We start from the raw sequence: 23,562 nt of genomic DNA on the forward strand, positions 1-23,562 counted from the left end.
GATGCTCGCGGAATGGGCGTGGAATCGCCGGCGCCCGTGGCTGATGGCGAGCGCCGATCCGTGGGGATCACGGCGACGGGTTCGCGTCGGAAGCTCGGGTCTGCGAAGGACGACGAGATGGCCTGAAGGGGGATGCCGACCTCGTGGCATCCGCGGCCGCCGACAGCGCGGCAGGTCTCGCGGCGGGCGATGGCCGACCTCGGTGTCGGCCGCCCGGCAACCGGTGCGGCGGGCTGAAGCGTCGATCCGGTCGACCGCCGATGTGGCGGCCGACCGGATCTGATGGCCGGACGTTACAGGGAGGGGTACGCCTCGAACGTCGTGTCGGCGGGGAGCGGCTCGAAGAACACCGCTTCGAACTGGACCTTGCTGCCGTCGTTGGGCAGCCGCTCGATGTACGTGGCCTCGGCGCCGATGATGGCCCCGGCGGCGTCGCGAGCGATCACGACGACATTGACGAGCTCCTGCTCGCTCTCGAAGTCGGCGCTGACCGTTCCGTGCACGGTCGTGCTGTATTCGTCGGTGGTGGCCTGCACCCCCTCCACGGTGAACACGCCGGTCTCCTCGAGCGGTGCCTCCACCGCGGCGGTCGCCTCCGGACCCCGCACGTTGAGCGAGGCGATCTCGCCGTCGCCGACGGAGAAGAACGCGCCGGTGATGGCGGTGCGGCCCGACAGCAGCGTGCGATAGTCCGTCGCGGTGTCGAGGATCGTCCCGGCGGCATCGAGCGCTTCGACGCTGATGTCGGCGAAGTCGAAGACGTAGTCCTCGTTCGGGTTGTCGAGGACGACGGTGTACCACCAGGTGCCCTCGTCGTAGGTCATGCGGCCGAAGGCCGCCTCGACGACCGACAGATCCTCGGCGTCGCCGGCGACAGGTGCCGGCTCGTCCTCGGCGGGCGCTGCGTCGGCGTCGTCGACGCTCGAGGAGGTGCCCTCCCGCAGCGCGTCGTCGATCGCTGCCTGACCCAGCAGGCCGATGGAGACGATCGTCATCACGATCGACACGATCCATCCGACGACCGACACGACGACCGCGGCGATGCTGAACGGCTTGCCGCCGTGCTTCTTCGCGATCAGGGCGACCAGGCCGACGATGAAGCCGGCGAGCAGGACCAGGCCCGAGAACCAGGTCACGAACGGGATGAACGCGAGGATGAGCCCGAGTGCGGCCAGACCCAGCGCGACGAACGCGAGGGTCTTCGGTCGCGCGTCACGCGGGGGCTGGGTGGCGTAGCCCGCCGGCGGGGCGTACTGCGGCGGAACGCCCTGTGCGAACGTGTTGCCCGGCGCGACCGGCGCCACGGGGTGGCCGGGCGCGGCCTGGGGCGGCACGGGATGACCGGGACTCGGCGCCGGCGCGGGGTTCTCGGATGTCGCCTGCGCCGTCGGCTGCCCCGCAGCCGTCTGCGGCATGGGCTCGCCCGGCGTGGTCGGCGTGGACGCGCCGGAAGCGGCGGGGGACGGGGGAACGGGCGACGACGACCCCGGTTCGGGTGTCGACGGCGAGGTGGGATCGGACAAATGAACTCCTTCCAGGCGTTCTCATGCATGCATGTGCCGCACGGCGGATGCCGCGCAGCGACGGCGGGATGACCCGGGGCGTCCATGCGCACGAGACCACCGACGCGACCCTCGCTGCTGCGAGCTTCGCGCGTGGACGTCACTGGTGTCGCGGGCGTTCGTTCCCTCGACGCATCCCCCCAGCCGGTTCCCCCCGGCGAAGGGCACGTTACCGGATATCGACGACATCCGTTCGTCGCGCCTGCGCGCGCCGGTGGAAGGCGCTCAACGGTCGGTCAGGGCGTTCGCCTTCTCACGCAGCACCCGCTGCTGCGCCGCGTTCGCGGTCAGTCCCGCGGCGGTCATCAGCTCCGCCCGGGCTTCCTCGATGCGACCGAGCTGAGCGAGCAGCTCGCCGCGGACGCTCGGAACCAGATGCGATCCGCGCAGGGAACCGGCCTCCTCGAGCGCGTCGACGATGCGCAATGCCTCGGTGGGGCCGGAGGCCATGGACACCGCGGCCGCCCGGTTGAGTTCGACGATCGGGTTCGGTGCGATACGGCCGAGCACCTCGTAGAGCAGCACGATGCGGTGCCAGTCCGTCTCGGCGACGCTGGGTGCGATCGCATGGCACTGCGCGATCGCGGCCTGCAGCGCGTACGGCCCGCGTCCGACGCGGCGTGCCGCGGCGATGGCATCCGCTTTCGCGAGGAGCCCGACAGCGCGCGCGATCTGGCCGCGATCCCAGCGGGAGCGGTCCTGGTCGGCGAGCAGGACGGGCGCCCCCGAGCGCGACTCGCGGGCGGCGAAGCGCGAACGCTGGAACTCCATGAGCGCCACCAGTGCAAGCGGCTCGGGCTCGCGTGGCAGCAGGCCGGCGATGATGCGCCCCAGCCGCAGCGCCTCGTCGGCGAGGTCAGGACGCACCCACCGGTCGCCGCCGGTGGCGGCATAGCCCTCGGTGAAGACCAGGTACACCACGCCGAGCACAGCCGACAGGCGCACCGTCCACTCCGACGGATCCGGCGTCTCGAACGGCACGCGCGCCGCCGCCAGCGCCTTCTTGGCCCGCGTGATGCGCGCCTGCACCGTCGGAACCGTGGTGAGCAGCATCCGCGCGATCTCCTCCGTCGACAGGCCCGCGACCACCCGGAGGGTGAGCGCCACCTGCGACTCGCGCGAGAGCGCGGGGTGGCATGCCGTGAAGATCAGACGCAGGACGTCGTCGTCGATCGGCTCCCACGCGTCGTCGGTCGCCTCATCGAGCGTGTGTGCGATGGCGGCATAGCGCTCGTCGAGCCGCTCGCGGCGCCGCCACGCGTCGATCACACGGCGCTTCGCGACCGCGGTGAGCCATGCGCCCGGGTTGACCGGAACGCCCTCGCGCGGCCAGGATCCGAGGGCTTCGACGAGCGCCTCCTGCGCGACATCCTCGGCGAGGCCGAGGTCGCCGGTCATCTTGGCCACGGATGCCACGATCCGCAGACCCTCGATGCGCCAGACGGCCTCGACCGTGCGCCGGGTGTCGTTCATCCTCGTGCGTGCTCCCGGTGGCGGCTCATTCGGTGCCGAGCTCGGCGCGCCACTCCTTCTCCTTCTGGATGTACTCGTTCTCGGAGAAGTCCGCGAAGTCCGCCTCATCGGTCACACGCCGCACCTCGAGCTTGCTGCCGGGGCCCAGCGGGCACCGCTTGGCCCACTCCAGGGCCTCCTCGGCGGTGGCGGTCTGGATGATCCAGAAGCCGTTGAACAGCTCGTGCACCTCGCCGTAGGGGCCGTCGCTGACGATCGGCGTCTCGCCGGAGAAGTCGACGACGTAGCCCGGCTCGGGCGCGAGTCCCTCGCCGGCGACCATCACGCCGGCCTTCATCAGGGACTCGTTGTAGGCGCCCATCGCATTGATGACGGCCTCGAAGTCCATGTTCTCGTAGTTGTCCACGGCCTCCTGCGTCGCCCGCATGATCAGCATGTGCTTCATTGTTCGCTCCCTCTGTGTCGGTTCTCTCGGAGGGAACCGTTCGCTCCCTCTCACTATCGCGTCGAATGGGCGCGAGAGAAATCGACATCGGCTCCGAATTCTTTTCGTGGCTTACAGGTGGTCGGCGAACCGATCCACGAGGCGCAGGAGCGTCGGCAGGCCGCGGGATGACGCGTGTCCGTCCGTCAGGCGCTCGATGACCGGCGTGGCATTGCCCTCGCCCTCGCGCTCGTTGCGCACCAGGGCCCAGCCGCGACCGGCGTCGACGACCACGCAGCGGCGCACGGCGGCTTGTTCGATGACATCCCGGCTGCGGCGGTCGATCACGTCGCCATGGTGCAGCGTGAGCTCGAAACGGCGGGCGGCGGCCGCCGCTCGGCGGGCGTCGACGACCGCGACGAGCTCGTCGAACGCCATCGCGAAGGCATCGCGTTCGAGACCCGTCCGCGCCGCGATCGACGCGATGACCGTCTCGAGCACGAGGGCGGGATCTTCGGCTTCGAAGAGCACGGTGCCGTTGCTCTGGAACAGGACGGCGCCGGGGCATCCGGCATCCGCGAAGGCCCCCACGATGTCGGCGGTGGAGGGGTGACCGCGCTGGCCCTGGTTGACGTTCCTCAGGAACGCGACGTACCTCATGGCATGACCGTAGCCCCGGCGTCCGACGCGACGGATGTCGGCCGGGCGCCGGCGCTAGCGCATCTGGTGCAACCTCACTACGCGGCGGCTTCGCGCTCCTCCATGTGCGCGTCGAGCGCCCGCCCCATGCGCAGGACGGCTTCCCGCAGCAGCGGGCGAGGGAGAGCGAACACGAAGCGGGTGTGACCGATCGCGGCCTCGCCGCACGCGGCGCCGTCGGTCATCGCGACGCCGGCGTTCTCGCGGAACCACTCGCCCAGATCGCCTTCCAATCCGTAGTCGCGGAAGTCGATGAGTGCGATGTAGGTGCCCTCCGGAAGGGTCATGCGGGCGCGCGGCAGGTGCTCCGCGACCAGGTCGGCCAGCAGACGACGGTTGCCGTCGAGGTAGTCCACGACGTTGTCGAGCCATTGGGCGCCGGCGGAGTACGCCGCCGTGTTCGCCAGGACGCCGAGCGTCGAGGTGCCGTGTCCGGCCCACATGCCGAAGGATTCCCAGGCCTCGGCATCGGCGTCGTTCGACAGGATCACCTGCGCACACTTCAGGCCCGCGAGGTTCCACGCCTTCGAGGCGGATGCCGCGGTGATGGTGTGGGACGCCGCCTGTTCCGACACGGATGCGTAGGGGATGTGCTGTGCGGGTCGATAGACGATCGGCGCGTGGATCTCGTCGGAGAACACGCGCCCTCCCTTCGCGGCGACGACATCGGCGAGGGCGAGGAGCTCGTCGCGGCGGAACACGGTGCCGAGCGGATTGTGCGGGTTGCACAGGACGACCATCCCGGCGCCCTCGTCGAAGGCGCGGGCGATAGCCTCGAGGTTCATCGCCATGCGTCCGTCGACCTCGATGCTCGGCACCTCGATCACCTCGCGCCCGTGCAGCTTCGGCACGAACAGGAACGGCATGTACGCCGGCGTGGGAACGATCACGGCGCTGCCCGGCGCGGTGAACTTCTCGAGCGCGAGCTCGAAGGCGGCGATGACGTCGGGAACGTGGTGCACCCGCTCGGCAGGCACCGCCCATCCGTAGCTGTCGGTGTACCAGGAGGCGGTCGCCTCCGACATGTCACGAGCGACCTGCTGAGGCAGATATCCGGTCAGTCCGCGGTCGAGAGCCGCCTTCAGCGCCCCGTTGACGGCGGGCGCCAGACCGAAGTCCATCTCGGCGACGAAGGCGCCGATCGTGTCGGGGAACATCGTCCACTTGACGCTTCCGGCGTCCCTGAGATCGGCGGCGGAGATGGCGTCGAAGTCCTGCTGCAGCACGGGTTTTCCTTCCGTCGGAGGCGCGTCGGCATTGGAGGCAACGGCGGCCGACCCCGCCGCCATTCCCACGCCGACGCGTAGGGTCCTGACACTACCGACGGCTCCCGACGCCGCATGCACGTCCGGTGGGCGACACGGCGCCGAGCGCACGCTTCGCGCCGTCACGAAGCTGTGCCCTGGGCGGGAGCATCTGCACTCGGCGGGCTCGCCGGTTCGGCTCCGACCCTCCCGTTATGCGGCCGCGTGCGGGTCGTGCGCGTTGAGCGTCGCTACGACGGTCGCGTAGTCGCCGCGCGCCTCGCCGTATCGCAGGAACTTCACGCGTTCGACCTGCACCTCCGTCACGTCGGGATCGTCGCGCAGGATCCGCATGACCTCGTCGGCGAAGTCGTCCAGCGGCATCGCGAAGGCGCTGCCGCGCTGGCCGGGCAGCAGGTCGGTGGCGACCGACGGCGGCTCGAGTTCCACGACGCGCACCGATGTGCCGGCCAGTTGGAGGCGCAGCGACTCGCTCAGCATGTGGATGGCGGCCTTGCTGGCGTTGTAGCTCGGCGTGACGCGCAGCGGTGCGAACGCGAGGCCGGACGAGACGGTCATGATGGTGGCATCCGGCTGCCGGCGCAGCTGCTCGATGAATGCCCCGATGAGGCGGATCGGGCCGAGGATATTGGTCGTCACGGTGTCCTCGGCGGACTCGAGGAAGCCGGCCGAAGTCGTCCAGTCCTCGAGGCGCATGATCCCGGCCATCGTCACGAGCACGTTGAGATGCGGGTGTCGCGCGATGACCTCGGATGCGGCGGCCCTGATGGAGGCGGCATCCGTCGTGTCGATCCGAACAGTGTCGATACCGGGATGCTGCGCCGCGATCTCGTCGAGCAGCTCCCGGCGGCGCCCGCCGACGATGACGGTGTTGCCGGCCTCGTGCAGGCGCTCGGCGAGGGCCAGGCCGATGCCGCTGGTGGCACCGGGGATGAAGATGGTGTTTCCGCTGATTCGCATGCTCCGAGTCTTCGAGCCGCGCGAACGGCGCTCCAGAGAGCGCTGATCGGGGGAGTGGCGATCCCTGGATGCCGTGGCGCCGCGCGAGCAGGATGGGTGCATGGATCGCGAAGCCCTCGCCGAGTTCCTCCGCACGCGCCGCGAGCGGCTGCAGCCGGCCGACGTCGGGCTGAGCTCCGGCGCGCGGCGGCGTGCGCCCGGACTGCGACGCGAGGAGGTCGCGCAACTCGCCCTCATGTCGGCGGACTACTACACCCGCCTCGAGCAGCAGCGGGGGCCTCAGCCCAGCACGCAGATCCTCGCATCACTCGCCCGGGCGCTGCGGCTCACCGCCGACGAGCGCGACTATCTCTACCGGATGGCGGGGCAGCCGGCTCCTGATCGCCTCCGTCCCGCGGGACACGTCGCACCCGCGCTGCAGCGGGTGTTCGATCGCCTCTCCGACACTCCGGCGCTCATCATCTCGAATCTGGGTGAGACGCTCGTGCAGAATCCGCTCGCAGCCGCGCTGCTCGGCGATCACGTGGGGGCGTCGGGCTGGGAGCGGTTCGAGCCGTGGCGCTGGTTCGTGAACCCGGATGCCGAACGCCGCCGCTACCCGGAGCACGACCGCCCGCGTCAGAGCCGGGCGCTGGTCGCGGGCCTTCGAGCGGCGTACGGGGCGATGGGGCCGTCGTCACTGGCCGGTGAGCTGGTGGCAGAGCTGTCGAAACGAAGCGCGGAGTTCCGGCAGCTGTGGGACCGGCAGGAGGTCGCCCAGCGCTTCGCCGACCACAAGGTCCTGGTCCACCCCGAGATCGGACCGATCGAGGTCGACTGCCAGGTCCTGTTCACCGAGGACCGTTCCCAGGCGCTGCTCGTGCTGACACCGGAGCCGCGGAGCGAGGACGAGGAGAGGATCCGGCTGCTGGGAGTGCTCGGGGTGCAGCGATTCGCCACGGGCGAGAAGACTGCGGCGCCGTAGCCGCACCGATCGGTGAGACGGGAACCTGCTCGCACACCGAGTCAACCCGGGCCGAGCGTGAACCGTACGGGTTAGTGTCGGCGGATGGCCGAGGCATCCGAGTTCTGGCGCGACGCGGGCATCATCCTGGGATGGAATCCGAATCTCTGGAATGAATGGCCGGGGTCGTACGCCGACGTGGTCAGGGGCGTGTGCGGCGGGGAGCCCTACGTGACGCAGTGGTCGATCGGCTCGCGACGCTCCGTGGACCTGGGCACCGACGCCTGGCTGCTGCGGCAGGGTGGGTCGTACGGGATCATAGGCCACGGCACGGTCGTCTCCGACCCCTATCAGGACGCTCACTTCGCCGACGCGCGCAAGCCGGCGACCTTCGTCGACGTCGCGTTCGACGGGCTGGTCGTGGAAGATCACCGGATCCCGCGCGACCTGCTCGAGGTGGTCGTGCCCGAGGTCGCGTGGCGGTTCCAGTTCCGGTCCGGCAACAGGATCGCCCCTGAGCCCAACCGGCGGCTGCGAGACCTGTGGCAGGAGACGCTCGCCGACTGAGGGAGGGCGCCACGGCGGTCCCGCACACGACTCCTCCACCGGATGAACGCGGTGCTGCATTCCCACCGTCGCCGACCGCGCACGAGGAATGTCGTACATATGTTCTAAAGTCGAATCATGTTCGACGTACCGGCGCATCCGCACTCAGGGATGCTGGACGCGCTGGACGAAGTCGCCGAGGCGGACGTGATGATGACGTCCCTGGCAGCCCGCCGGCTGCACAAGATCGACGTCCTCCGCCGCGAGGCGCTCGCCGATGCCGCTCGTCATGGACGAGAACTCACCGAGGTGATCGAGCGGGGCGTCCGCTTGGAGCTGGCCGCACGCCTGCGGATCACCGAGCACGTGGCGGGTCGGCTCATCCGCTATGCGTCGGCGCTGACGCACGATTACCCGGCCGTCATGGCCTCCTTCCGGCTGGCCCGGATGACTCAGCAGCATGCGGAGCTGCTCGTGGACGGGTTCGATCAACTCGAGCCAGACCTCCGCGACCGGCTGCTCCCCGAAGCGATCGACCTCGCCGAGGCGCATCCGGTCGGCAGCTTCCGTCGAGAGCTGAAGAAGATGATCGACGCGGCTCGCGCCGTCACGCTCGCCCAGCGCCATGAAGAGGCGCTCTCGGCACGTCGATTCGTCGTGGAGCCGGACGCCGACGGCATGTCATGGCTGCATGCCTACGTGCCATCGGTCGAGGCTCGCGCGATCGAGACGCGGATCACCGCCGAGGCGAAGGCTCTTCTCAACGATGAGAGCGAGACCCGCACCCTCCACCAGGCGCGGGCGGACGTCCTGTGCGATCTTCTCATCGACGGCGAGACGTCGTATCGCACGCCCGAATCCCGCGGAATCAAAGCCACCGTGGTCGTCACCGTGCCCGCACTTGCGCTGTTGGCGACAGGGGATGCGGAACGGGATGCCGCCGGCCTGGCGCCGGCCGTCGTGGAGGGGGTCGGGCCGATTCCGCTCGCTCGTGCAAAGGAACTGTGCGGCAGCGCAGACGGCTGGATGCGGGTCCTCACCCATCCTGGGACCGGCGCCGTCCTCTCGGTGGGCCGGGAGCAGTACCGGCCGCCCGCCGCGCTGGCGCGGATCGCGAAATGGCGTGCCGACAGGTGCATGGCACCCGGATGCGGCATCCCGGCCAGCCGATGCGAGATCGATCACACGATCGCATGGGAGGACGGCGGCCACACCTCGCTCGACAATCTCGCGCCTCTCTGCAAAGGGCACCACACTGTCAAGCACCACGGCGGATGGCGGGTGAGACAGGTGCCCGACAGCGGTGGCGCCTTGGAGTGGACCTCGCCGGCGGGGCGACAGTACGTGGTGCAGCCGGAACGACCAGTGCCGGTGTTCCGGCCATCCCACGCTGGTGACGCCCCCTTCTGACGCGTCGCCCATCACGACCGAGTCCTGACCAGCGCGGAAGGCAGCCGGCCGACGATGAAGCGTCGGGCCGGGGAGAGCATTTTCGGCGGGGGAGGCGGCGTCCGTAGCGCGGCGCTACGCTGACGGCGTGCACCGGATCTTCACCACGAGCTTCGCCTCGGTCTACCCGCACTACGTGACGAAGGCGGAGCGCAAGGGGCGCTCGCAGGCGGAGCTCGACCATGTGATCCAGTGGCTCACGGGCTTCGACGACGCCGAGCTGCGAAGACACATCGACGAGCACACGAGCTTCGAGGACTTCTTCGCCGCCGCAGACCTCAACCCGAGCGCGTCTCTCATCACCGGTGTCGTCTGCGGCATGCGCGTCGAGACCATCGAGGACCCCCTCATGCAGAAGATCCGCTACCTCGACAAGCTCGTCGACGAACTGGCGAAGGGCAAGCCGATGGAGAAGATCCTCCGTACCGCGTGAGCGGCGGTGCACCAGACACCCGATCGGCCGGGCAGCCCCCAGTCCCGATAGTCGCCAGAACTACGATCGAAGCACCGTCCCTCGACACAGGAGGCTCGACCGTGCCCCAAGCGCCCTCGCGCACCGCACCCGACGCGCTCGCTCACGCCGAAGACCTCGCGGCGTTCGTCGAGGCGTCCCCATCCAGCTTCCACGCCGCAGCCGAAGTCGCCGCGCGCCTCGAGCGCGTCGGGTTCACACGACTCGACGAGGGCGAGCACTGGCCCGCGCCGGCGGGAGGGCGATTCGTCGTTCTCCGAGATGGGGCCGTCATCGCGTGGGTCGTTCCGTCATCGGCGACCGCCGAGACACCGGTGCGCGTGTTCGGCGCCCACAGCGACTCGCCCGGCTTCAAACTGAAGCCCCAGCCGACGACGGGCCGACTCGGCTGGCTGCAGGCGGGCGTCGAGATCTACGGGGGACCGCTCCTGAACTCGTGGCTCGACCGCGAGCTGCGTCTCGCCGGCCGCCTCGTGCTCGACGACGGCACGAGCGTCCTGGCTGCGACGGGTCCGCTGCTGCGTCTGCCCCAGCTCGCGATCCACCTCGACCGCAGCGCCAACGACCACCTCGCCCTCGACAAGCAGGCGCACACGCAGCCCGTGTGGGGACTGGGCGACGCCGAATCAGCGGACCTGCTCGCGGAACTCGCGAGTGCGGCCGGCATCGACGCGGCACGTATCCGCGGGTATGACATCGTCACCGCGGACGCCGCGCGCGGCGCGACCTTCGGGCTAGACGACGTCTTCTTCGCGGCCGGACGACTCGACGACCTGGCGTCGGTGCACGCCGGCGTCGTCGCGCTCGAACGCGCCGCGGATGGCCACGACGCCGACCACATCGCGATGCTCGCGGTCTTCGACCACGAGGAGGTCGGCTCGGCGACCCGGTCCGGGGCCGCCGGGCCGTTCCTCGCCGACGTGATCGAGCGGGTGCAGGTCGCGCTCGGCGCCGATCGCGAGCAGCAGCTGCGCGCCCTCGCCGGATCGTGGTGCGTCTCGAGCGACGTCGGCCACTCCGTGCACCCGAACTACCCGGAGAAGCACGACCCGGTGGTCCGGCCCGTCCTCGGCTCCGGCCCCATCCTCAAGATCAACGCGAACCAGCGCTACGCGACGGATGCCGAAGGCGCAGCCGCCTGGAACGGCTGGTGTGCGCTCGCGGGCGTCGAGAGCCAGGAGTTCGTCTCGAACAACGCGGTGCCCTGCGGCTCGACGATCGGACCGATCACGGCGACCCGGCTCGGGATCCGGACGGTCGACGTCGGAATCCCCATCCTCTCCATGCATTCTGCCCGCGAGCTCGCCGGGGTGAGCGACCTGTGGGATCTCACCCGGGTGGCCGAGATGTACTTCCGCGGCTGAGGAATCCGGACACGGCATGTTCGAGGGGTTCACCGAGGAATTCGTCGACACGGCGCACGCACGCATCCTCGTCCGTCATCGTGGCGCGAGCGGCGAGCACGGTGCCCGCGACCCGGTGCTGCTCCTTCACGGCCATCCCCGCACCTCGGCGACATGGCATCGCGTCGCCCCGCTCCTCGTCGACGCCGGTCACGCGGTGGTGTGCGCCGACCTGCGCGGCTATGGGCGGTCCGCCGGACCGGCGCCGACCGCAGACCACCGCGCGCACTCGAAGCGCGCCGTGGCCGGCGACATGGCGGAGGTGATGACGCACCTCGGTTACGAGCGGTTCGCCGTCATGGGACACGACCGAGGCAGCTACGTCGCCTTCCGCCTCGCCCTCGACCATCCCGATCGCGTCCGCGCGCTGGGGGTCTTCGACGGCGTGCCGATCACGCACCACCTCGACCAAGGCGGCACCCGCTTCGCGCTGCGATGGTGGCACTGGTTCTTCTACGCACAGGCCGACATCCCCGAGCGGGTCATCGGGGCCGACCCGGATGCCTGGTACCGCGGCGACGCCGCGGTGATGGGAGCCGACAACCACGAGGAGTTCCGCGCCGCCACGCGGGATCCGCGGGTCATCCGCGCGATGCTCGAGGACTACCGAGCCGGCGTCACGGTCGACGCCGACCTCGAACGCGCCGACCGCGCCGCCGGACGCCGTCTCGCGATGCCGGTGCTGTCGCTGTGGTCCACGCGCGACGATCTCGAAGAGCTGGTCGGCGACCCGCGCGCGGTGTGGCGCCAGTGGGCGGACGAGGTCACCGGCTACGGCATCGACTCCGGTCACCACATGGCCGAGGAGGCGCCGGAGGCCGTCGCCCGCGCGATCGCCGCGTTCCTTGGCTGACCGGGGTGTCCTCGCCGGGCACGCGTGGGCTCAGACCGAGGCCGTCTCCACCGAACGCGCCAGCAGATCCGCGTGGTGGCGCTCCGCGACATCCGGGTGCGCGCGCAGCCGATACTTCAGCAGGTTGTCGCCGTACGTGCCGCGGATGACGTTGCTCGGATCCTGCTCCACGCCGCGGGCGTCGGCGCGGTACTCCGGCGCGATGGCCAGCCGCGGCACCTCGGCATCCAGCCGCGGGTTGAAGAAGAACGGGACCGAGATGCGCTCGCTGCCCTCGGCCGGAGCCAGCACACGATGCACAGTGGCACGCAGGTAGCCGTCGGTCGCCCACTCCAGCAGCTCGCCGATGTTGACGATGAGCGCCCCCTGCTGCGGCGGGACGTCGTGCCACTCGCCCTCGTACTCCACCTGCAGGCCGCCCACACCGGGTTCGATCCACAGCAGCGTCAGCATCCCGGCGTCCTTGTGGCTGCCGACGCCCTGACGAGACGGGTCGCTGTCGGGCTTGCCGGGATACCGGGCGATCTTGATGTGCGTCGACGGCTCTTCGGCGAACAGATCCAGCAGCGCCGCCGGGTCGGCACCGAGCGACTCGGCCCACGCCGAGAGCAGGCGGCGGCCGATGGCGCTGAGCCGCGCCTCCCACTCCTCGACCACGCCCTGCAGCTCGGGCAGCGCGCTCGGCCACTGATTCGGGCCGTCGAGGCGCAGGTAGGCCGGGTCGTCCGGACCGACCTCGCGAGCCTCACGGCCGGGGCCGATGTCGATCTGCTCACGCCAGTCGACCTTGCCCTGCGTCAGCTCGCCGCCGACGCGGGCATAGCCGCGGAAGTAGGGGGAGCGGAGATTCTCGACTTCGAGCTTGTCGTCCTCGGGCAGGGCGAAGAACGCGCGAGAGGTCCGCAGCAGACGGTCCTGAAGCTCCTCCGGGATGCCGTGCCCGACCAGCGTGAAGAAGCCCACCTCGTGCGTCGCGCGCCGCAGCTCCTGCCGGAACCGATCGGCCTCCTCGGAACCCTGGTCCAGCAACGAGAGGTCCAGAACGGGGATCGGCGTGGTGGTCATGATCCGACGCTACGTCGGTGTCCGCCGGCGATCCCCGTTTGTTTCGGACCGTGACGGATGCCCCGACCCCGAGCGACCTCAGGAGCTGAGGACGCGGCGGCTGAAGGCATCCGTGCTGAGACCCTCATCGAGCACCACCTTGGCCCACTCGCGTGCGGAGTGCAGCGAGTGGTCGCGGTAATTGCCGCAGGAGAACGCCGAGACGCCGGGGACGTCGGCCTCCACGGCCTCGTCGGCGATGAAGCGGAGGCTGCCGGTGAGCGCCGCGACGACGTCCTCCACCGGCGGCTCGCCCCACATCAGGAGGTGGAACCCGGTGCGGCATCCGAAGGGCGAGATGTCGATGACGCCGCCGATGCGGTCACGCAGCAGGCCCGCGAGCAGGTGCTCGAGGGTGTGGAGGCCCGCCGTGGGGATCTCGCCCTCGTTGGGCTGCACGAACCGGACGTCGAAGTTCGTGATGGCGTCTCCGGCGGGGCCGCGCTCGACGCCGATCCGCCGGACGTAGGGCGCCAGGACGGCGGTGTGGTCGAGGGTGAAGCTCTCGATCTCGGGCATCAGGTCCTCCTTCTCGTGAACGCGTCGAGGCGTTCGATCAGCTCTGCCAGGGTCTCTTCGTCCGAGACCAGTCCGATGCGGATGTGCCCGCGTCCGCGGGGTCCGAACCCGTCGCCGGGCGCGACCGCGACACGAGCTTCCTCGCGCAGCGCGCGGGCGAAGGCGACCGCGTCCGCCTCGCCGGGCACGCGCAGCCACACGAAGAACGTCCCGCCCGGCGCCTGGACGTCCCATCCGATCGCCCGCAATCCCGACACGACCGCATCGCGCCGCCGCTGGTAGACCGCGACGAGCTCGGATGCCGCCGCCTGGTCGCCGGCAAGGGCGGCCGCGGCGGCCTCCTGCGTCGCCCCGAACATCGTGCTGAACGCATGCGCCTGGTAGGCGCGCATCGCCCCGATGAGCGACGGGTTCCCCGCGGCGAAGCCGACGCGCCAGCCGGCCATGCTGTACGTCTTCGACAGCGTCTGGATCTCGACCGTGCGCTCCCGGTCGAGCGCGAGCGCCGACAGCGGACGGCGGCCGTCGAACCCCAGCGACGCGTACGCGAAGTCGTGCACGAACGCCGCATCCGTCCGCTGCGCGAACGCCACCGCCCCGTGGAAGGTCGCGGGCGTCGCGAGGGCACCGGTCGGGTTGTTCGGGTAGTTCAGCACCAGCACACGGGCCCTCGCGAGGCCGTCGAGGACGGCGAAGTCGGGCTGGTGGTCATCTTCGCGCAGGGGCAGGGTCGCGATCTCGGCCTGCGCGAGCTGCGCCGCGGAAGCGTACGCCGGGTAGCCCGGATCGGGAAGGACGACCGTCGAACCGGGATCGGCGAGCGAGAGCACCGCCGCCATCAGACCTTCGTGAGACCCGTGGAAGATCGCGACATCCGCGTCGGGGTCGAGTGCGACGCCGTGATCGTCCCGATAGCGCCGGGCGACGGCATCCCGCAGCGCCGGCCGACCGGCGTAGGACGGGTACCGGTGGTTGGCAGGGTCTGCCACGGCCTGCTGCATCGCCGCCACGATGTGCTCGGGCGTCGGAAGGTCGGGATTGCCCTTGGACACGTCGATCATGCGGGGGCCGGGGAGGGCCGACAGTCTCGCGATCTCGCGGTCCATCGCTCCCCAGAAGTTCGGCGGCAGCGCTCGCACGCGCTCCGCCGGTGTGAAGGCGACCACGGTCATCGCCTCCGGTATCGGCGGGCGACCGCCGAGCCGAAGGTCTGGATCCCCTGCACGAGCAGGATCAGGGTGACGCAGGTGACCACCATGGCGAAGCCGTCGTACCGCTGGTAGCCGTACGACAGCGCCAGGTCGCCGATGCCGCCGGCGCCGACCGTGCCTGCCATCGCGGTGGCGTCGATGAGACCGACGGTGGCGATCGTGACGGCGAGGATGAGCGAGCTGCGGGCCTCCGGAAGCAGGAACCGCCGGAAGATCTGCAGGGGAGTGGCGCCCATGGACCGCGCCGCCTCGATCACGCCCTGCGGCACCTCGAGGAGGGAGTTCTCGACCAGCCGCCCGATGTACGGGGCGATCATCACGGTGAGCGGCACGATCGCCGCCCACACGCCGATGCTCGTGCCCACCAGCAGCCGGGTGAAAGGCAGGATCGCCACGAGCAGCACGATGAACGGCAGCGACCGGAGGATGTTGACGATGGCGCCGAGGATGAGGTTCACCGGCCGGTTCGGCAGCACGCCGCCGGGGCTCGTGACGGCGAGCACCGTGCCGATGAGGATGCCGAGGACCGACCCGAGCAGCAGCGCGATGCCGAGCATCTGCAGCGTCTCGCCGAGCGCCTTGAGATAGATCTCGGGCGTGATGAGCGTGAACTGGTCGCCGTTCATGCCACGAGCTCCTCGAGGTGCACGACCCGTTCGGCGAGGAACCGTCGGGCGGCCGCGATCCTCTCGGGGGCGCCGGTGACCTTCACGATCATCTGCCCCACGGTGTGCTCCTGGATCTCGGTCATGTCGGCGTGAAGCATGTTCACCTGCACGCCGATGTCGGTGATGAGGTCCGACACCAGCGGCTGGGTCACCTCGTCGTCCAGCAGCAGCAGACGCCACAGGCCCTCGCCGCCCAGGTGCGCGACCACCCGATCCGGGACGGCCTGGGGCACGACGGTCGACACGAAGTCGCGGGCCACGCCCGTGCGAGGTCGGAGGAACGTGTCGAGCACGGAACCCTGCTCGACGACCTCGCCCGCGGCCATCACGGCCACCTGGTGGGCGAGGTCCTTGATGACATCCATCTCATGGGTCACGACGAGGATCGTGGTGCCGTACTCGCGATTGACCCGACGGAGCAGATCGATGATCTGCGCCGTCGTGGTCGGATCCAGCGCGCTCGTCGCCTCGTCGGCCAGGAGGATGCGGGGGTTCCGGGCGAGTGCCCGTGCGATCCCGACGCGCTGCTTCTGGCCGCCGGAGAGCTCCCCGGGGAAGCTGTCGGCCTTGGCGCTCAGGCCGACGAAGTCGAGGACCTCATCGGCCCGCGCGCGGGCTTCGGCCTTGCCGACGCCGTCCAGGCGCAGCGGCAGGGCCACGTTGTCGCGCACGCGCACGGTCGCCAGGATGTTGAACTGCTGGAAGATCATGCCGGTGTGCTTCTGCGCGGCCCGCAGAGCGGCGCCGCGCAGCGCGCCGATGTCGACCCCGTCGACCACCACGCGCCCGGTCGTGGGCTGCTCGAGCCCGTTGACCATCCGGATCAGCGTGGATTTGCCGGCGCCGCTGTAGCCGATGACGCCGAAGATGGTGCCCGGCGCGACGTCGATCGAGACGCCGCGAAGGGCCGCCGTCGAGGCGGCCCTTCCCGGGAAGGCCTTCGAGACGTCGTCGAAGACGATGCGTCCCGCTCCGGCGCCTGATCCCGCGGCCGGTCCGGATGGACTCACTCGAACCATTCCGGCAGGTTGTAGCCGTCGTACTGCGCGTTCGAGGTGATGTACTCGACGAACTCCGGGGACTCGTAGGCGGCCTTGATCGCCTGCGCCCAGTCGCTCTCGACATCCTCCGAGCGCACCGTCACGACGTTCGAGAACTCGACCGGCTGGTCTTCCAGGGCCAGTGCGTCGTCGTAGTCGAGGCCGCCCGAGACGATGAAGTTGCCCTGGATCGTGGCGTAGTCGACATCCTGCAGCGCCGGGACCTGCTGCGCGTTCTCGATGGGGGTGATGTTCAGGTTGTGCGGGTTGTCGGTGATGATCGACAGATCGGCGGTGTTGGGGTCCTCGACGTCGTCGAAGTCGATCCAGCCCACCTCGCGAAGGATCAGCAGGCCGCGGTAGAGGTTGGCCGGCGAGTTCGGGACGGTGACGGTCGAGCCGTCGGCGACGTCGTCGAGCGAGGACTTCTTGCCGCCGAACAGGCCCATGCGCGGCGTCGGGATCTGCACGAGGGCGGCGTTGTCGATGCCCTCCTGTGCGTTCACGAACTCCATGTACACCGGGTGCTGCATGATGTTGGCGTCGATCTCGCCGCTGTCGACGGCGACGTTGACGACGATCCCGTCGGTGAACTCCACGGCCTCGACGGTGTAGCCCTCGTTCTCGAGGATCGGCTGGATGCCACCCTCGAACATCTCGCGATACGGGCCGGGGTTGAAGCCGATCCTGATGTCCGTCTTGTCGGCGGCGTCGCCGTCAGCGGCTGCCTGGGGCGCGGACGAGCCGCCGCTGCATGCGCTGAGCGAGACGGCGAGAGCGGCGGCCGCGGTGGCGGCGATCAGAGCCTTGCGGGTGAAGCGCATGTGTCCTCTTCGTGCTGTGAGTGGCGGACGCGCGCGGACGGGTGCTGCGCGCGGACTCACGCTAGAAGGGGCGCCGTCGTCGCGTCGATTCGGACGTTACAAAGGGCAACAGTGTGCGTAGACGACGACGCGGGGCCGCCCAGGCGGCCCCGCGTCGTGGAAACGGTGGTGGCTCAGTACCAGCCGTTGGACTGGGAGTGACCCCATGCGCCGCACGGCGAGCCGTAACGGCCCGAGATGTAGCCCAGACCCCACGAGATCTGCGTCACCGCGTTGGTCTGCCAGTCGGCGCCGGCGCTGGACATCTTGCTGCCGGGAAGGGCCTGCGGGATGCCGTACGCACCGCTGGACGGGTTGGAGGCGCGGTAGTTCCAGCCGGACTCCTTGTTCCACAGCGACACCAGGCACGAGAACTGGTCGTCGCCCCAGCCGTAGCCCGCGAGCATCCCGCGTGCCGCCGCCTGCGCGTCGGCCGGGCTCATGCCGGGACCGCCGCCTCCGGTGTAGACCGGTGCCGGCGCCGACGAGCGCTGCTGAGAGGTCTGCTTCGCCGCGGCGGCCTCTTCGGCGGCCTTCGCCTCGGCCGCGGCCTTCGCCTCGGCCTCCTGGCGGGCACGCTCGGCAGCGGCTTCCTGCTCGGCCTTCAGCGCGAGAGCGGCGTCGAGGCTGCCGCGAAGGCCCGCCACACGCTCGCCCACCGTCGAGACGGCCGCCGTGACGTCCTCCGCGATATCGGGCACCAGCGGCGCCGGCAGCAGCTCGGCGCTCTCCAGGCGGTCGACGGCCGCTTCCAGCTCGGCGGTGTCGACGGTCGGATCGGGGTCGCCGACATCCAGGCCCGAGGCCTGGATGTCGGTGGTCACGGTGGCGGCCTGGGCGATCGCCTGTTCGGCCGCATCCAGCGCCTCGCGGACCGCTGTGGAGATCTCGTCCGTGCCGCCCGAGCTGACCGTGGCGACGGGATCGGTCGTCGGAGTGAACGACGCCAGGGCGATGCTCCTCGGCGTCGCCGGGGATGCCTCGGCGTGGGCGACAGGTCCGGTCGCGGCCAAGCCGACGGTGGCGGCGACCGCCACGGCGAGGGTCGAGGCGACCAGAGCGGGCCGGCGCCGTGTGCGGCGCTGAGCCTCGCGGAGGGTGCGGCGGTTGGGGACCAAAGACGTGTTCGAGCGCATGAAAACCGGTTCCGTATCGAGATCCGCGCCGGCCGAGCGGCGCCGTGCGTCCGTTCGGGTCGGACACAAGTCCCCGAGTCAATCGGGTCCGTCTGGACGGTTCCGGTGCGTTTTCTGGACGCCCGGTGTGAACGAGAGGACGGGCGAGTCGCAGGAAACCTCGTGTCAACCCCGCTGCGCGATCATCCGAGAACGAGTGGAGTCGTGACACGAACGTCATCAGAGACCGATGCGAAAGGACGACTCATGTCGAATCAGCCCCCGCAGCAGCAGGACGTGCCGGGCACCGATCAGGAGATGCAGCCCAAGCCCGACTACGGCGAGAACAGCTACCGCGGATCGGGGCGGCTCGAGGGGAAAGTGGCGCTGATCACCGGCGGTGACAGCGGCATCGGCAAGGCCGTCGCGCTCGCATACGCGCGGGAAGGGGCCGATGTCGCCATCAGCTACCTCGACGAGCACGAGGACGCCGAGGAGGCACGCCGGTGGGTGGAAGAGGCCGGTCGCCGCTGCGTGCTGCTTCCCGGGGACATCTCCGACCCCGAACACTGCCGCCAGATCGTCGCCCAGACTGTCGAGCACCTGGGCGGACTCGACATCCTCGTCAGCAATGCGGCCTTCCAGATGGATCACCCCACGCTCGAGGAGGTCTCCGACGAGGAGTGGGACTACACCTGGGCGACCAACGTGGACGCGCTGTTCCACCTCGTGAAGGCCGCGCTGCCGCACCTGAAGCCCGGCGCATCGATCATCGGCTCGTCGTCGGTGAACTCCGACCAGCCCTCGCCGACCCTGCTGCCGTACGCGGCGACGAAGGCCGCGATCGCCAGCATCATGGCCTCGCTCGCGCAGCTGCTGGCCGAGAAGGGCATCCGCGCCAACAGCGTCGCTCCCGGCCCGGTGTGGACGCCGCTCATCCCCGCGACGATGCCCGAGGAGAAGGTGGAGCAGTTCGGACAGCAGGTGCCGCTCGGACGCGCCGCCCAGCCGGCCGAGTTGGCGCCCGTGTACGTCATGCTCGCCTCCGACGAAGCCAGCTACGTCTCCGGTGCCCGCATCGCGGTGACCGGCGGCAAGCCGATCCTCTGAGACAGGAGAGCACCATGGACATCTCGGACATCGCTTGGAACGAGCCCGCCAGGGAAAAGATCCTTCAGGACGCTGACAACGTGCTGCGCGAGGCCGTGCTCGAGGTCGCCAAGACGCACGGCGGAAGGTCGTCCGACGAAGCGTTCGCCGCGCTCAACGCTCGGCTGAAGGATCGCTTCATCGACTACGAGCCGGGGCCGGACCTGCGCAAGTACGCCGACGCGATCGCGGCGGGCGAGATCAGTCAGCCGTAGCGGTAGTGCTGAGCGCTGGTGTTGACCCAGGTCGCGAAGCGCCGGGCGGCGGCATCCTGCCCATCGGGGGAGCGTGAGACCCACACCTGCTCCCGCCCGGTGATCACGAGGTAGGCGTGGGCGCGGTCGATGGCGCGGTTGAGTGTGCGGGGCGTGATCGGCCCGGATGCCCCGAACAGGCGACGCTCGACGGCGGTGCGGGTGAAGGCCGGCCGCCGCAGGAGGGCGTCGCCCGTCTCGACGGAAGCCTCGACGTCGCCGACCGGCAGGCTCAGGTCGCGGAAATGCACCCATCGGCCGTCGATCGTGACGCCCGCGAACTCCTGCTCCTCGCCGCTGTACCGCACGGCGGTGGTCCACTGCCGCCCGTCCCACCAGCGGTGTCGGCCGCGCTGGTCGTCGTACCAGCCGGCCGGCGCCGCCGTGGTCGGCACCGGGCCGGCATCGCGATGGAGCTCGACCGCGGCCTCATGCAGGTCGATGTACTCCTCGGTCCACCGGGTGCCGGTCCACCACCGGTGCTTGCCGGTGCCGTCGTCGTACCATCCGGCGGGCGGTTGCGTGCCCATGCAGGAAGCGTAGTTCCGGTCGGCGACACGGTGTCAGGCGATCGCTCTAATCTGAACGGGTGGCCCCCGACGACCTCGCCCCACAGGGCGCCCGCGCGCAGCTGACAGCGCTCGTCGCGGCAGCGTCGGCCGCGCGGGGCGCGCAAGGCTTCCGCGCGTTCGCCGGACTTCCGACGGCGGAGAACTCCCGCTCCGCGGCCGTTCTCATCCTCTTCGGCGTGCTGGATGGGCTCGCGAGCGACCACGACGCCTCCGCCACCGCGGTGTCGCGCGACCTCGACGTCCTCCTCCTGGCGCGCGCGACCACGCTGCGCGCTCACCCGGGTCAGGTCGCTTTCCCAGGCGGGCGCGTCGATCCCGGGGACGACGGTCCCATCGGCGCGGCGCTGCGCGAGGCGCGCGAGGAGACGGGGCTCGATCCGGCCGGCGTCGACGTCCTCGGCACGCTCGAGGACGTGCCGCTGGCCTATTCCCTGCATGTGGTGACCCCGGTGCTGGCGTGGTGGCGGCGTCCGTCCCCGGTTCGCGTGGTCGACGTCGCCGAGTCCGCCGCCGTGTTCCGGGCGCCCGTCGCGGACCTGCTCGATCCCGCGAACCGCGGCGTCACGGTGATCCGGCGCGACGGTCAGGAGTGGCGCGGCCCCGGATTCCTCGTCCGCCACGACAGCGGCGCTCATCTGGTGTGGGGCTTCACCGGGATGCTGCTCGACGGACTGTTCGACCGGCTCGGCTGGACCGAGCCGTGGGACGACACGCGAGAGCTGCCGCTGCCGCCCGTCTAAGCGCCGGTGGCGGCCGAGCGCAAGCCCTTGTGCTGTGGTTGCGCCGACGCCGACAGTGAGAGCATGACCTCCGACATCGCAGAGCTGCTTCGGCTAGAGCAGGCCGGCTGGATGTCGCTGTGCGACGGCTCCGGCGACGACTACTACGGCAGGATCATGACGCCCGACGGCGCGATGGTGCTCGCCGACGGATCCGTGCTGGACCGGGACGGCGTCGTCCAGTCGCTGCGCGATGCGCCGGCGTGGAGCAGCTACGAGATCTCGGACGAACGGATCGTCCCGCTCGGACCCGACGCCGCGGCGCTCGTCTACACCGGCCGCTCGTTCCGTGCGGCCGGCGGCCCCGCGTTCGTCGCCGCGATGTCGAGCGTGTACGTCCGCCAGGACGGTCAGTGGCGGCTGGCGCTGTACCAGCAGACGCCGGTGCCCGAGGCCGACTGACCCGACAGGCAGGAGCGACATGACCGAGGAACACCTGCATCACCGGATCCTGGTGATCGGCGGCGGCAACGGGGGCATCTCCGTCGCCGCGCGCCTGCGCCGCCTGGGGGTCGACGACATCGCGCTCGTCGAGCCGCGCGAGGAGCACCTGTACAAGCCGCTGTTCTCGCACGTCGCCGGCGGTACCGCCCGCGCGAGCATCACGGTCAGACCTCAACGGGACGTCATCCCCAAGGGCGTCGAGTGGATCCGCGACGGTGTCACCTCGATCGATCCCGACCGCAATGCCGTCGAACTGGCCGGCGGAGATCGGGTGACGTACGACCACGTCATCGTCTGCCCGGGCATCCAGCTCGACTGGGCGCGCATCGCCGGTCTCGAGGCGGCGCTGCAGACGCCGGCGGTCGCGTCCCACTACGAGTACGCGCTGGCCGCGAAGGCCTCGCTGCTCCTGCGCGATCTGAAGGAGGGGACGGTCGTCTTCACGCAGCCGCCAGGACCCGCCTCATGCGCCGGTGCGGCCCAGAAGCCCATGTACCAGGCATGCGACTACTGGCGCGCGACGGGCGTCCTCGACCAGATCCGGGTGGTTCTGGTGGTGCCGACCGACACCGTCTACGGCATCCCGGCGTTCGACGCGGAGCTCGATCGCTGCATCGAGGAGTACGGCATCGAGCTGCACACCAGCAGCGAGCTTCTCGAGGTGGATGCCGCCGCGCAGGAGGTGGTGATCGGCGGGCCCGAGGGCGCCGAGCGCATCGCCTACGACGTGCTCAATGTGGTGCCGCCGCAGTCCGCACCCGACTGGATCAAGAACTCGCCGCTCGCGGGCCCGCGCAGCGAGGGCGGCTTCGTCGAAGTGGACACCCGGACGCTGCGGCATCCGCGCTATCCCAATGTCTGGACGCTGGGCGATGCCGCCGCCACGACCAACTCGAAGTGCGGCGGGGCCCTGCGCAAGCAGACTCTCGTGCTCGCACGCAACCTCGTCGCCGTGCTGCGCGGCGAGGAGCCCGGCGACAGCTATGACGGCTACGCCGTGTGCCCGTTCACGGTGTCGCGCTCGACCGTGGTGTGGGCCGAGTTCGACGACGAGGGCGAGCTGTCTCCCACCATCCCGTTCCTGAAGGGCATGTACCGCGAGAACCGGCTGGCGTGGATCGCCGACCGGCACATCCTGCCCTGGGTGTACTGGAACCTGATCCTCACCGGGCGCGTCTAGCGGGAGCGCACGCGGTAGCGCAGCTGCACGTTCGAGGATCCCTCGAAGGTGCGCGCCTCGAGCAGTTCGAGGCTCGCCGGACGGGTGAAGAGCGCAACGCCGGTGACCAAGGCGTCCGGGCTGACCATGAGATGCAGTTCGTCGACCAGTCCGCGCGCGAGCAGGTCGTTCCACAGCACATGGCTGGCGAACACGACGATGTCGCCCTGGGCCGCATCCAGCCACTCGGTGAGGCGGTCGCGCGGGACCGCGGTCGTGGACTCCGCCCACGCGTTGGAATCCGGCACCGGCCCACGATCTGTGATCACGACCTTCGGCACGGCGTTCCAGCGACGGCTGATCGCGCGGTTCACCTCGTCGTACTGCCGGATGGGGCCGGACTCCTGTTCGACCGGCTCGGGGGCGTCGGCGATGAAGGGCCAGTACGCGCTGAAGCCGTCGAATGATTCCCGCCCCAGCAGGACGACGTCGGCGCGCTCGATGCTCTCGAGGTTCGCCTGATCGAACGCGGTGTCCATGTTCAGCGCGAGCGGGTCGCCGTCAGCGTCGGCGTAGTAGCCGTCCAGTGAGACGATGTTGTTGACGATCACCGTGCGCATCAGTGTCACCGGCAGG

At 70.2% G+C, this 23,562-nt stretch carries 26 protein-coding genes; 11 read left to right on the forward strand and 15 right to left on the reverse strand.

Translation table 11 applies throughout. The annotated features are described in order from the left end of the window. Nucleotides 1-293: 293 nt before the first annotated feature. The 6 genes from AC5RVZ_RS03145 to AC5RVZ_RS03170 all read right to left on the reverse strand — a co-directional run bounded on the left by AC5RVZ_RS03145 (nt 294) and on the right by AC5RVZ_RS03170 (nt 6,383). Nucleotides 294-1,523, reverse strand: coding sequence for a hypothetical protein (locus AC5RVZ_RS03145; protein WP_494064313.1), 1,230 nt, complete (start codon nt 1,521-1,523; stop codon nt 294-296). Nucleotides 1,524-1,787: 264 nt separating this feature from the next. Further along, nucleotides 1,788-3,035 (reverse strand): RNA polymerase sigma factor, encoded by a 1,248-nt coding sequence (locus AC5RVZ_RS03150; RefSeq protein WP_494064314.1) that lies wholly within the window; start codon nt 3,033-3,035, stop codon nt 1,788-1,790. Between the two features lie 25 nt (nt 3,036-3,060). Further along, nucleotides 3,061-3,480 carry a YciI family protein gene (locus AC5RVZ_RS03155; protein ID WP_494064315.1) on the reverse strand — a complete coding sequence of 140 codons (420 nt, stop codon included), beginning with the start codon at nt 3,478-3,480 and terminating at the stop codon, nt 3,061-3,063. 111 nt (nt 3,481-3,591) lie between these two features. Then, on the reverse strand, nt 3,592-4,119 hold the full coding sequence (locus AC5RVZ_RS03160) for a DUF1697 domain-containing protein (protein ID WP_494064316.1): 528 nt from the start codon (nt 4,117-4,119) through the stop codon (nt 3,592-3,594). 77 nt (nt 4,120-4,196) lie between these two features. Beyond that, nucleotides 4,197-5,384, reverse strand: coding sequence for a MalY/PatB family protein (locus tag AC5RVZ_RS03165; RefSeq protein WP_494064317.1), 1,188 nt, complete (start codon nt 5,382-5,384; stop codon nt 4,197-4,199). A gap of 231 nt (nt 5,385-5,615) precedes the next feature. Then, nucleotides 5,616-6,383, reverse strand: coding sequence for an SDR family oxidoreductase (locus AC5RVZ_RS03170; protein ID WP_494064318.1), 768 nt, complete (start codon nt 6,381-6,383; stop codon nt 5,616-5,618). Nucleotides 6,384-6,483: 100 nt separating this feature from the next. On the opposite strand from AC5RVZ_RS03170, the gene AC5RVZ_RS03175 reads away from it, so the two are divergent. The 6 genes from AC5RVZ_RS03175 to AC5RVZ_RS03200 all read left to right on the forward strand — a co-directional run bounded on the left by AC5RVZ_RS03175 (nt 6,484) and on the right by AC5RVZ_RS03200 (nt 12,049). Beyond that, nucleotides 6,484-7,347: a helix-turn-helix transcriptional regulator gene (locus tag AC5RVZ_RS03175; RefSeq protein WP_494064319.1), complete on the forward strand. Its 864-nt coding sequence runs from the start codon at nt 6,484-6,486 to the stop codon at nt 7,345-7,347. Between the two features lie 84 nt (nt 7,348-7,431). Further along, nucleotides 7,432-7,893, forward strand: coding sequence for a hypothetical protein (locus AC5RVZ_RS03180; protein ID WP_494064320.1), 462 nt, complete (start codon nt 7,432-7,434; stop codon nt 7,891-7,893). A 117-nt stretch (nt 7,894-8,010) separates the two neighbouring features. Next, nucleotides 8,011-9,282 (forward strand): HNH endonuclease signature motif containing protein, encoded by a 1,272-nt coding sequence (locus AC5RVZ_RS03185; RefSeq protein ID WP_494064321.1) that lies wholly within the window; start codon nt 8,011-8,013, stop codon nt 9,280-9,282. A 127-nt stretch (nt 9,283-9,409) separates the two neighbouring features. Continuing rightward, nucleotides 9,410-9,754 (forward strand): DUF2200 domain-containing protein, encoded by a 345-nt coding sequence (locus AC5RVZ_RS03190; RefSeq protein WP_494064322.1) that lies wholly within the window; start codon nt 9,410-9,412, stop codon nt 9,752-9,754. A gap of 101 nt (nt 9,755-9,855) precedes the next feature. After that, a complete protein-coding gene (locus AC5RVZ_RS03195) occupies nt 9,856-11,157 on the forward strand; it encodes a M18 family aminopeptidase (RefSeq protein ID WP_494064323.1) in 1,302 nt (433 codons plus the stop codon). Nucleotides 11,158-11,173: 16 nt separating this feature from the next. After that, complete coding sequence (locus AC5RVZ_RS03200) at nt 11,174-12,049, forward strand: alpha/beta fold hydrolase (RefSeq protein WP_494064324.1); 876 nt, start codon at nt 11,174-11,176, stop codon at nt 12,047-12,049. Between the two features lie 30 nt (nt 12,050-12,079). Here the strand turns inward: AC5RVZ_RS03200 and AC5RVZ_RS03205 are convergent, their stop codons facing one another. The 7 genes from AC5RVZ_RS03205 to AC5RVZ_RS03235 form a co-directional block, all read right to left on the reverse strand. Further along, nucleotides 12,080-13,114 (reverse strand): isopenicillin N synthase family dioxygenase, encoded by a 1,035-nt coding sequence (locus tag AC5RVZ_RS03205; protein WP_494064325.1) that lies wholly within the window; start codon nt 13,112-13,114, stop codon nt 12,080-12,082. 78 nt (nt 13,115-13,192) lie between these two features. Then, entirely contained in the window at nt 13,193-13,672 is a 480-nt protein-coding gene (locus tag AC5RVZ_RS03210; protein WP_494064326.1) for an S-ribosylhomocysteine lyase, read from the reverse strand. Further along, nucleotides 13,672-14,844, reverse strand: coding sequence for an aminotransferase class I/II-fold pyridoxal phosphate-dependent enzyme (locus AC5RVZ_RS03215; RefSeq protein ID WP_494064327.1), 1,173 nt, complete (start codon nt 14,842-14,844; stop codon nt 13,672-13,674). Before AC5RVZ_RS03215 ends, AC5RVZ_RS03210 begins: the two co-directional genes overlap by 1 nt. Next, nucleotides 14,841-15,509 carry a methionine ABC transporter permease gene (locus AC5RVZ_RS03220; protein ID WP_494064328.1) on the reverse strand — a complete coding sequence of 223 codons (669 nt, stop codon included), beginning with the start codon at nt 15,507-15,509 and terminating at the stop codon, nt 14,841-14,843. Before AC5RVZ_RS03220 ends, AC5RVZ_RS03215 begins: the two co-directional genes overlap by 4 nt. After that, on the reverse strand, nt 15,506-16,561 hold the full coding sequence (locus AC5RVZ_RS03225) for a methionine ABC transporter ATP-binding protein (protein WP_494064329.1): 1,056 nt from the start codon (nt 16,559-16,561) through the stop codon (nt 15,506-15,508). Before AC5RVZ_RS03225 ends, AC5RVZ_RS03220 begins: the two co-directional genes overlap by 4 nt. Further along, nucleotides 16,558-17,415, reverse strand: coding sequence for a MetQ/NlpA family ABC transporter substrate-binding protein (locus AC5RVZ_RS03230; protein ID WP_494064330.1), 858 nt, complete (start codon nt 17,413-17,415; stop codon nt 16,558-16,560). Before AC5RVZ_RS03230 ends, AC5RVZ_RS03225 begins: the two co-directional genes overlap by 4 nt. Nucleotides 17,416-17,588: 173 nt before the next feature. After that, nucleotides 17,589-18,590 carry an aggregation-promoting factor C-terminal-like domain-containing protein gene (locus AC5RVZ_RS03235; RefSeq protein WP_494064331.1) on the reverse strand — a complete coding sequence of 334 codons (1,002 nt, stop codon included), beginning with the start codon at nt 18,588-18,590 and terminating at the stop codon, nt 17,589-17,591. A 246-nt stretch (nt 18,591-18,836) separates the two neighbouring features. Between AC5RVZ_RS03235 and AC5RVZ_RS03240 the strand changes: the two genes are divergently transcribed. Together AC5RVZ_RS03240 and AC5RVZ_RS03245 are read left to right on the forward strand one after the other, a co-directional pair. Then, nucleotides 18,837-19,679: an SDR family oxidoreductase gene (locus AC5RVZ_RS03240; RefSeq protein ID WP_494064332.1), complete on the forward strand. Its 843-nt coding sequence runs from the start codon at nt 18,837-18,839 to the stop codon at nt 19,677-19,679. 14 nt (nt 19,680-19,693) lie between these two features. Next, the gene (locus AC5RVZ_RS03245) at nt 19,694-19,933 is read left to right on the forward strand and encodes a hypothetical protein (protein ID WP_494064333.1); all 240 of its coding nucleotides are present in this window, start codon (nt 19,694-19,696) and stop codon (nt 19,931-19,933) included. Here the strand turns inward: AC5RVZ_RS03245 and AC5RVZ_RS03250 are convergent. Continuing rightward, entirely contained in the window at nt 19,924-20,502 is a 579-nt protein-coding gene (locus AC5RVZ_RS03250; protein ID WP_494064334.1) for a DUF2510 domain-containing protein, read from the reverse strand. The two genes, AC5RVZ_RS03245 and AC5RVZ_RS03250, sit on opposite strands and share 10 nt — an antisense overlap. Before the next feature lie 59 nt (nt 20,503-20,561). Between AC5RVZ_RS03250 and AC5RVZ_RS03255 the strand changes: the two genes are divergently transcribed. From AC5RVZ_RS03255 to AC5RVZ_RS03265, 3 genes are all read left to right on the forward strand, one after another. Beyond that, nucleotides 20,562-21,284, forward strand: a complete 723-nt coding sequence (locus tag AC5RVZ_RS03255; protein ID WP_494064335.1) for an NUDIX hydrolase — start codon at nt 20,562-20,564, stop codon at nt 21,282-21,284. 63 nt (nt 21,285-21,347) lie between these two features. Beyond that, nucleotides 21,348-21,725, forward strand: coding sequence for a nuclear transport factor 2 family protein (locus tag AC5RVZ_RS03260; RefSeq protein ID WP_494064336.1), 378 nt, complete (start codon nt 21,348-21,350; stop codon nt 21,723-21,725). Nucleotides 21,726-21,744: 19 nt separating this feature from the next. Then, nucleotides 21,745-22,947 (forward strand): NAD(P)/FAD-dependent oxidoreductase, encoded by a 1,203-nt coding sequence (locus tag AC5RVZ_RS03265; RefSeq protein ID WP_494064337.1) that lies wholly within the window; start codon nt 21,745-21,747, stop codon nt 22,945-22,947. On the opposite strand, the gene AC5RVZ_RS03270 is transcribed toward AC5RVZ_RS03265, so the two are convergent. Beyond that, the gene (locus AC5RVZ_RS03270) at nt 22,944-23,546 is read right to left on the reverse strand and encodes a dihydrofolate reductase family protein (RefSeq protein ID WP_494064338.1); all 603 of its coding nucleotides are present in this window, start codon (nt 23,544-23,546) and stop codon (nt 22,944-22,946) included. The genes AC5RVZ_RS03265 and AC5RVZ_RS03270 overlap by 4 nt on opposite strands. Nucleotides 23,547-23,562 lie beyond the last annotated feature (16 nt).

The sequence above is a fragment of the Arthrobacter sp. Cza30 genome (assembly GCF_059090765.1).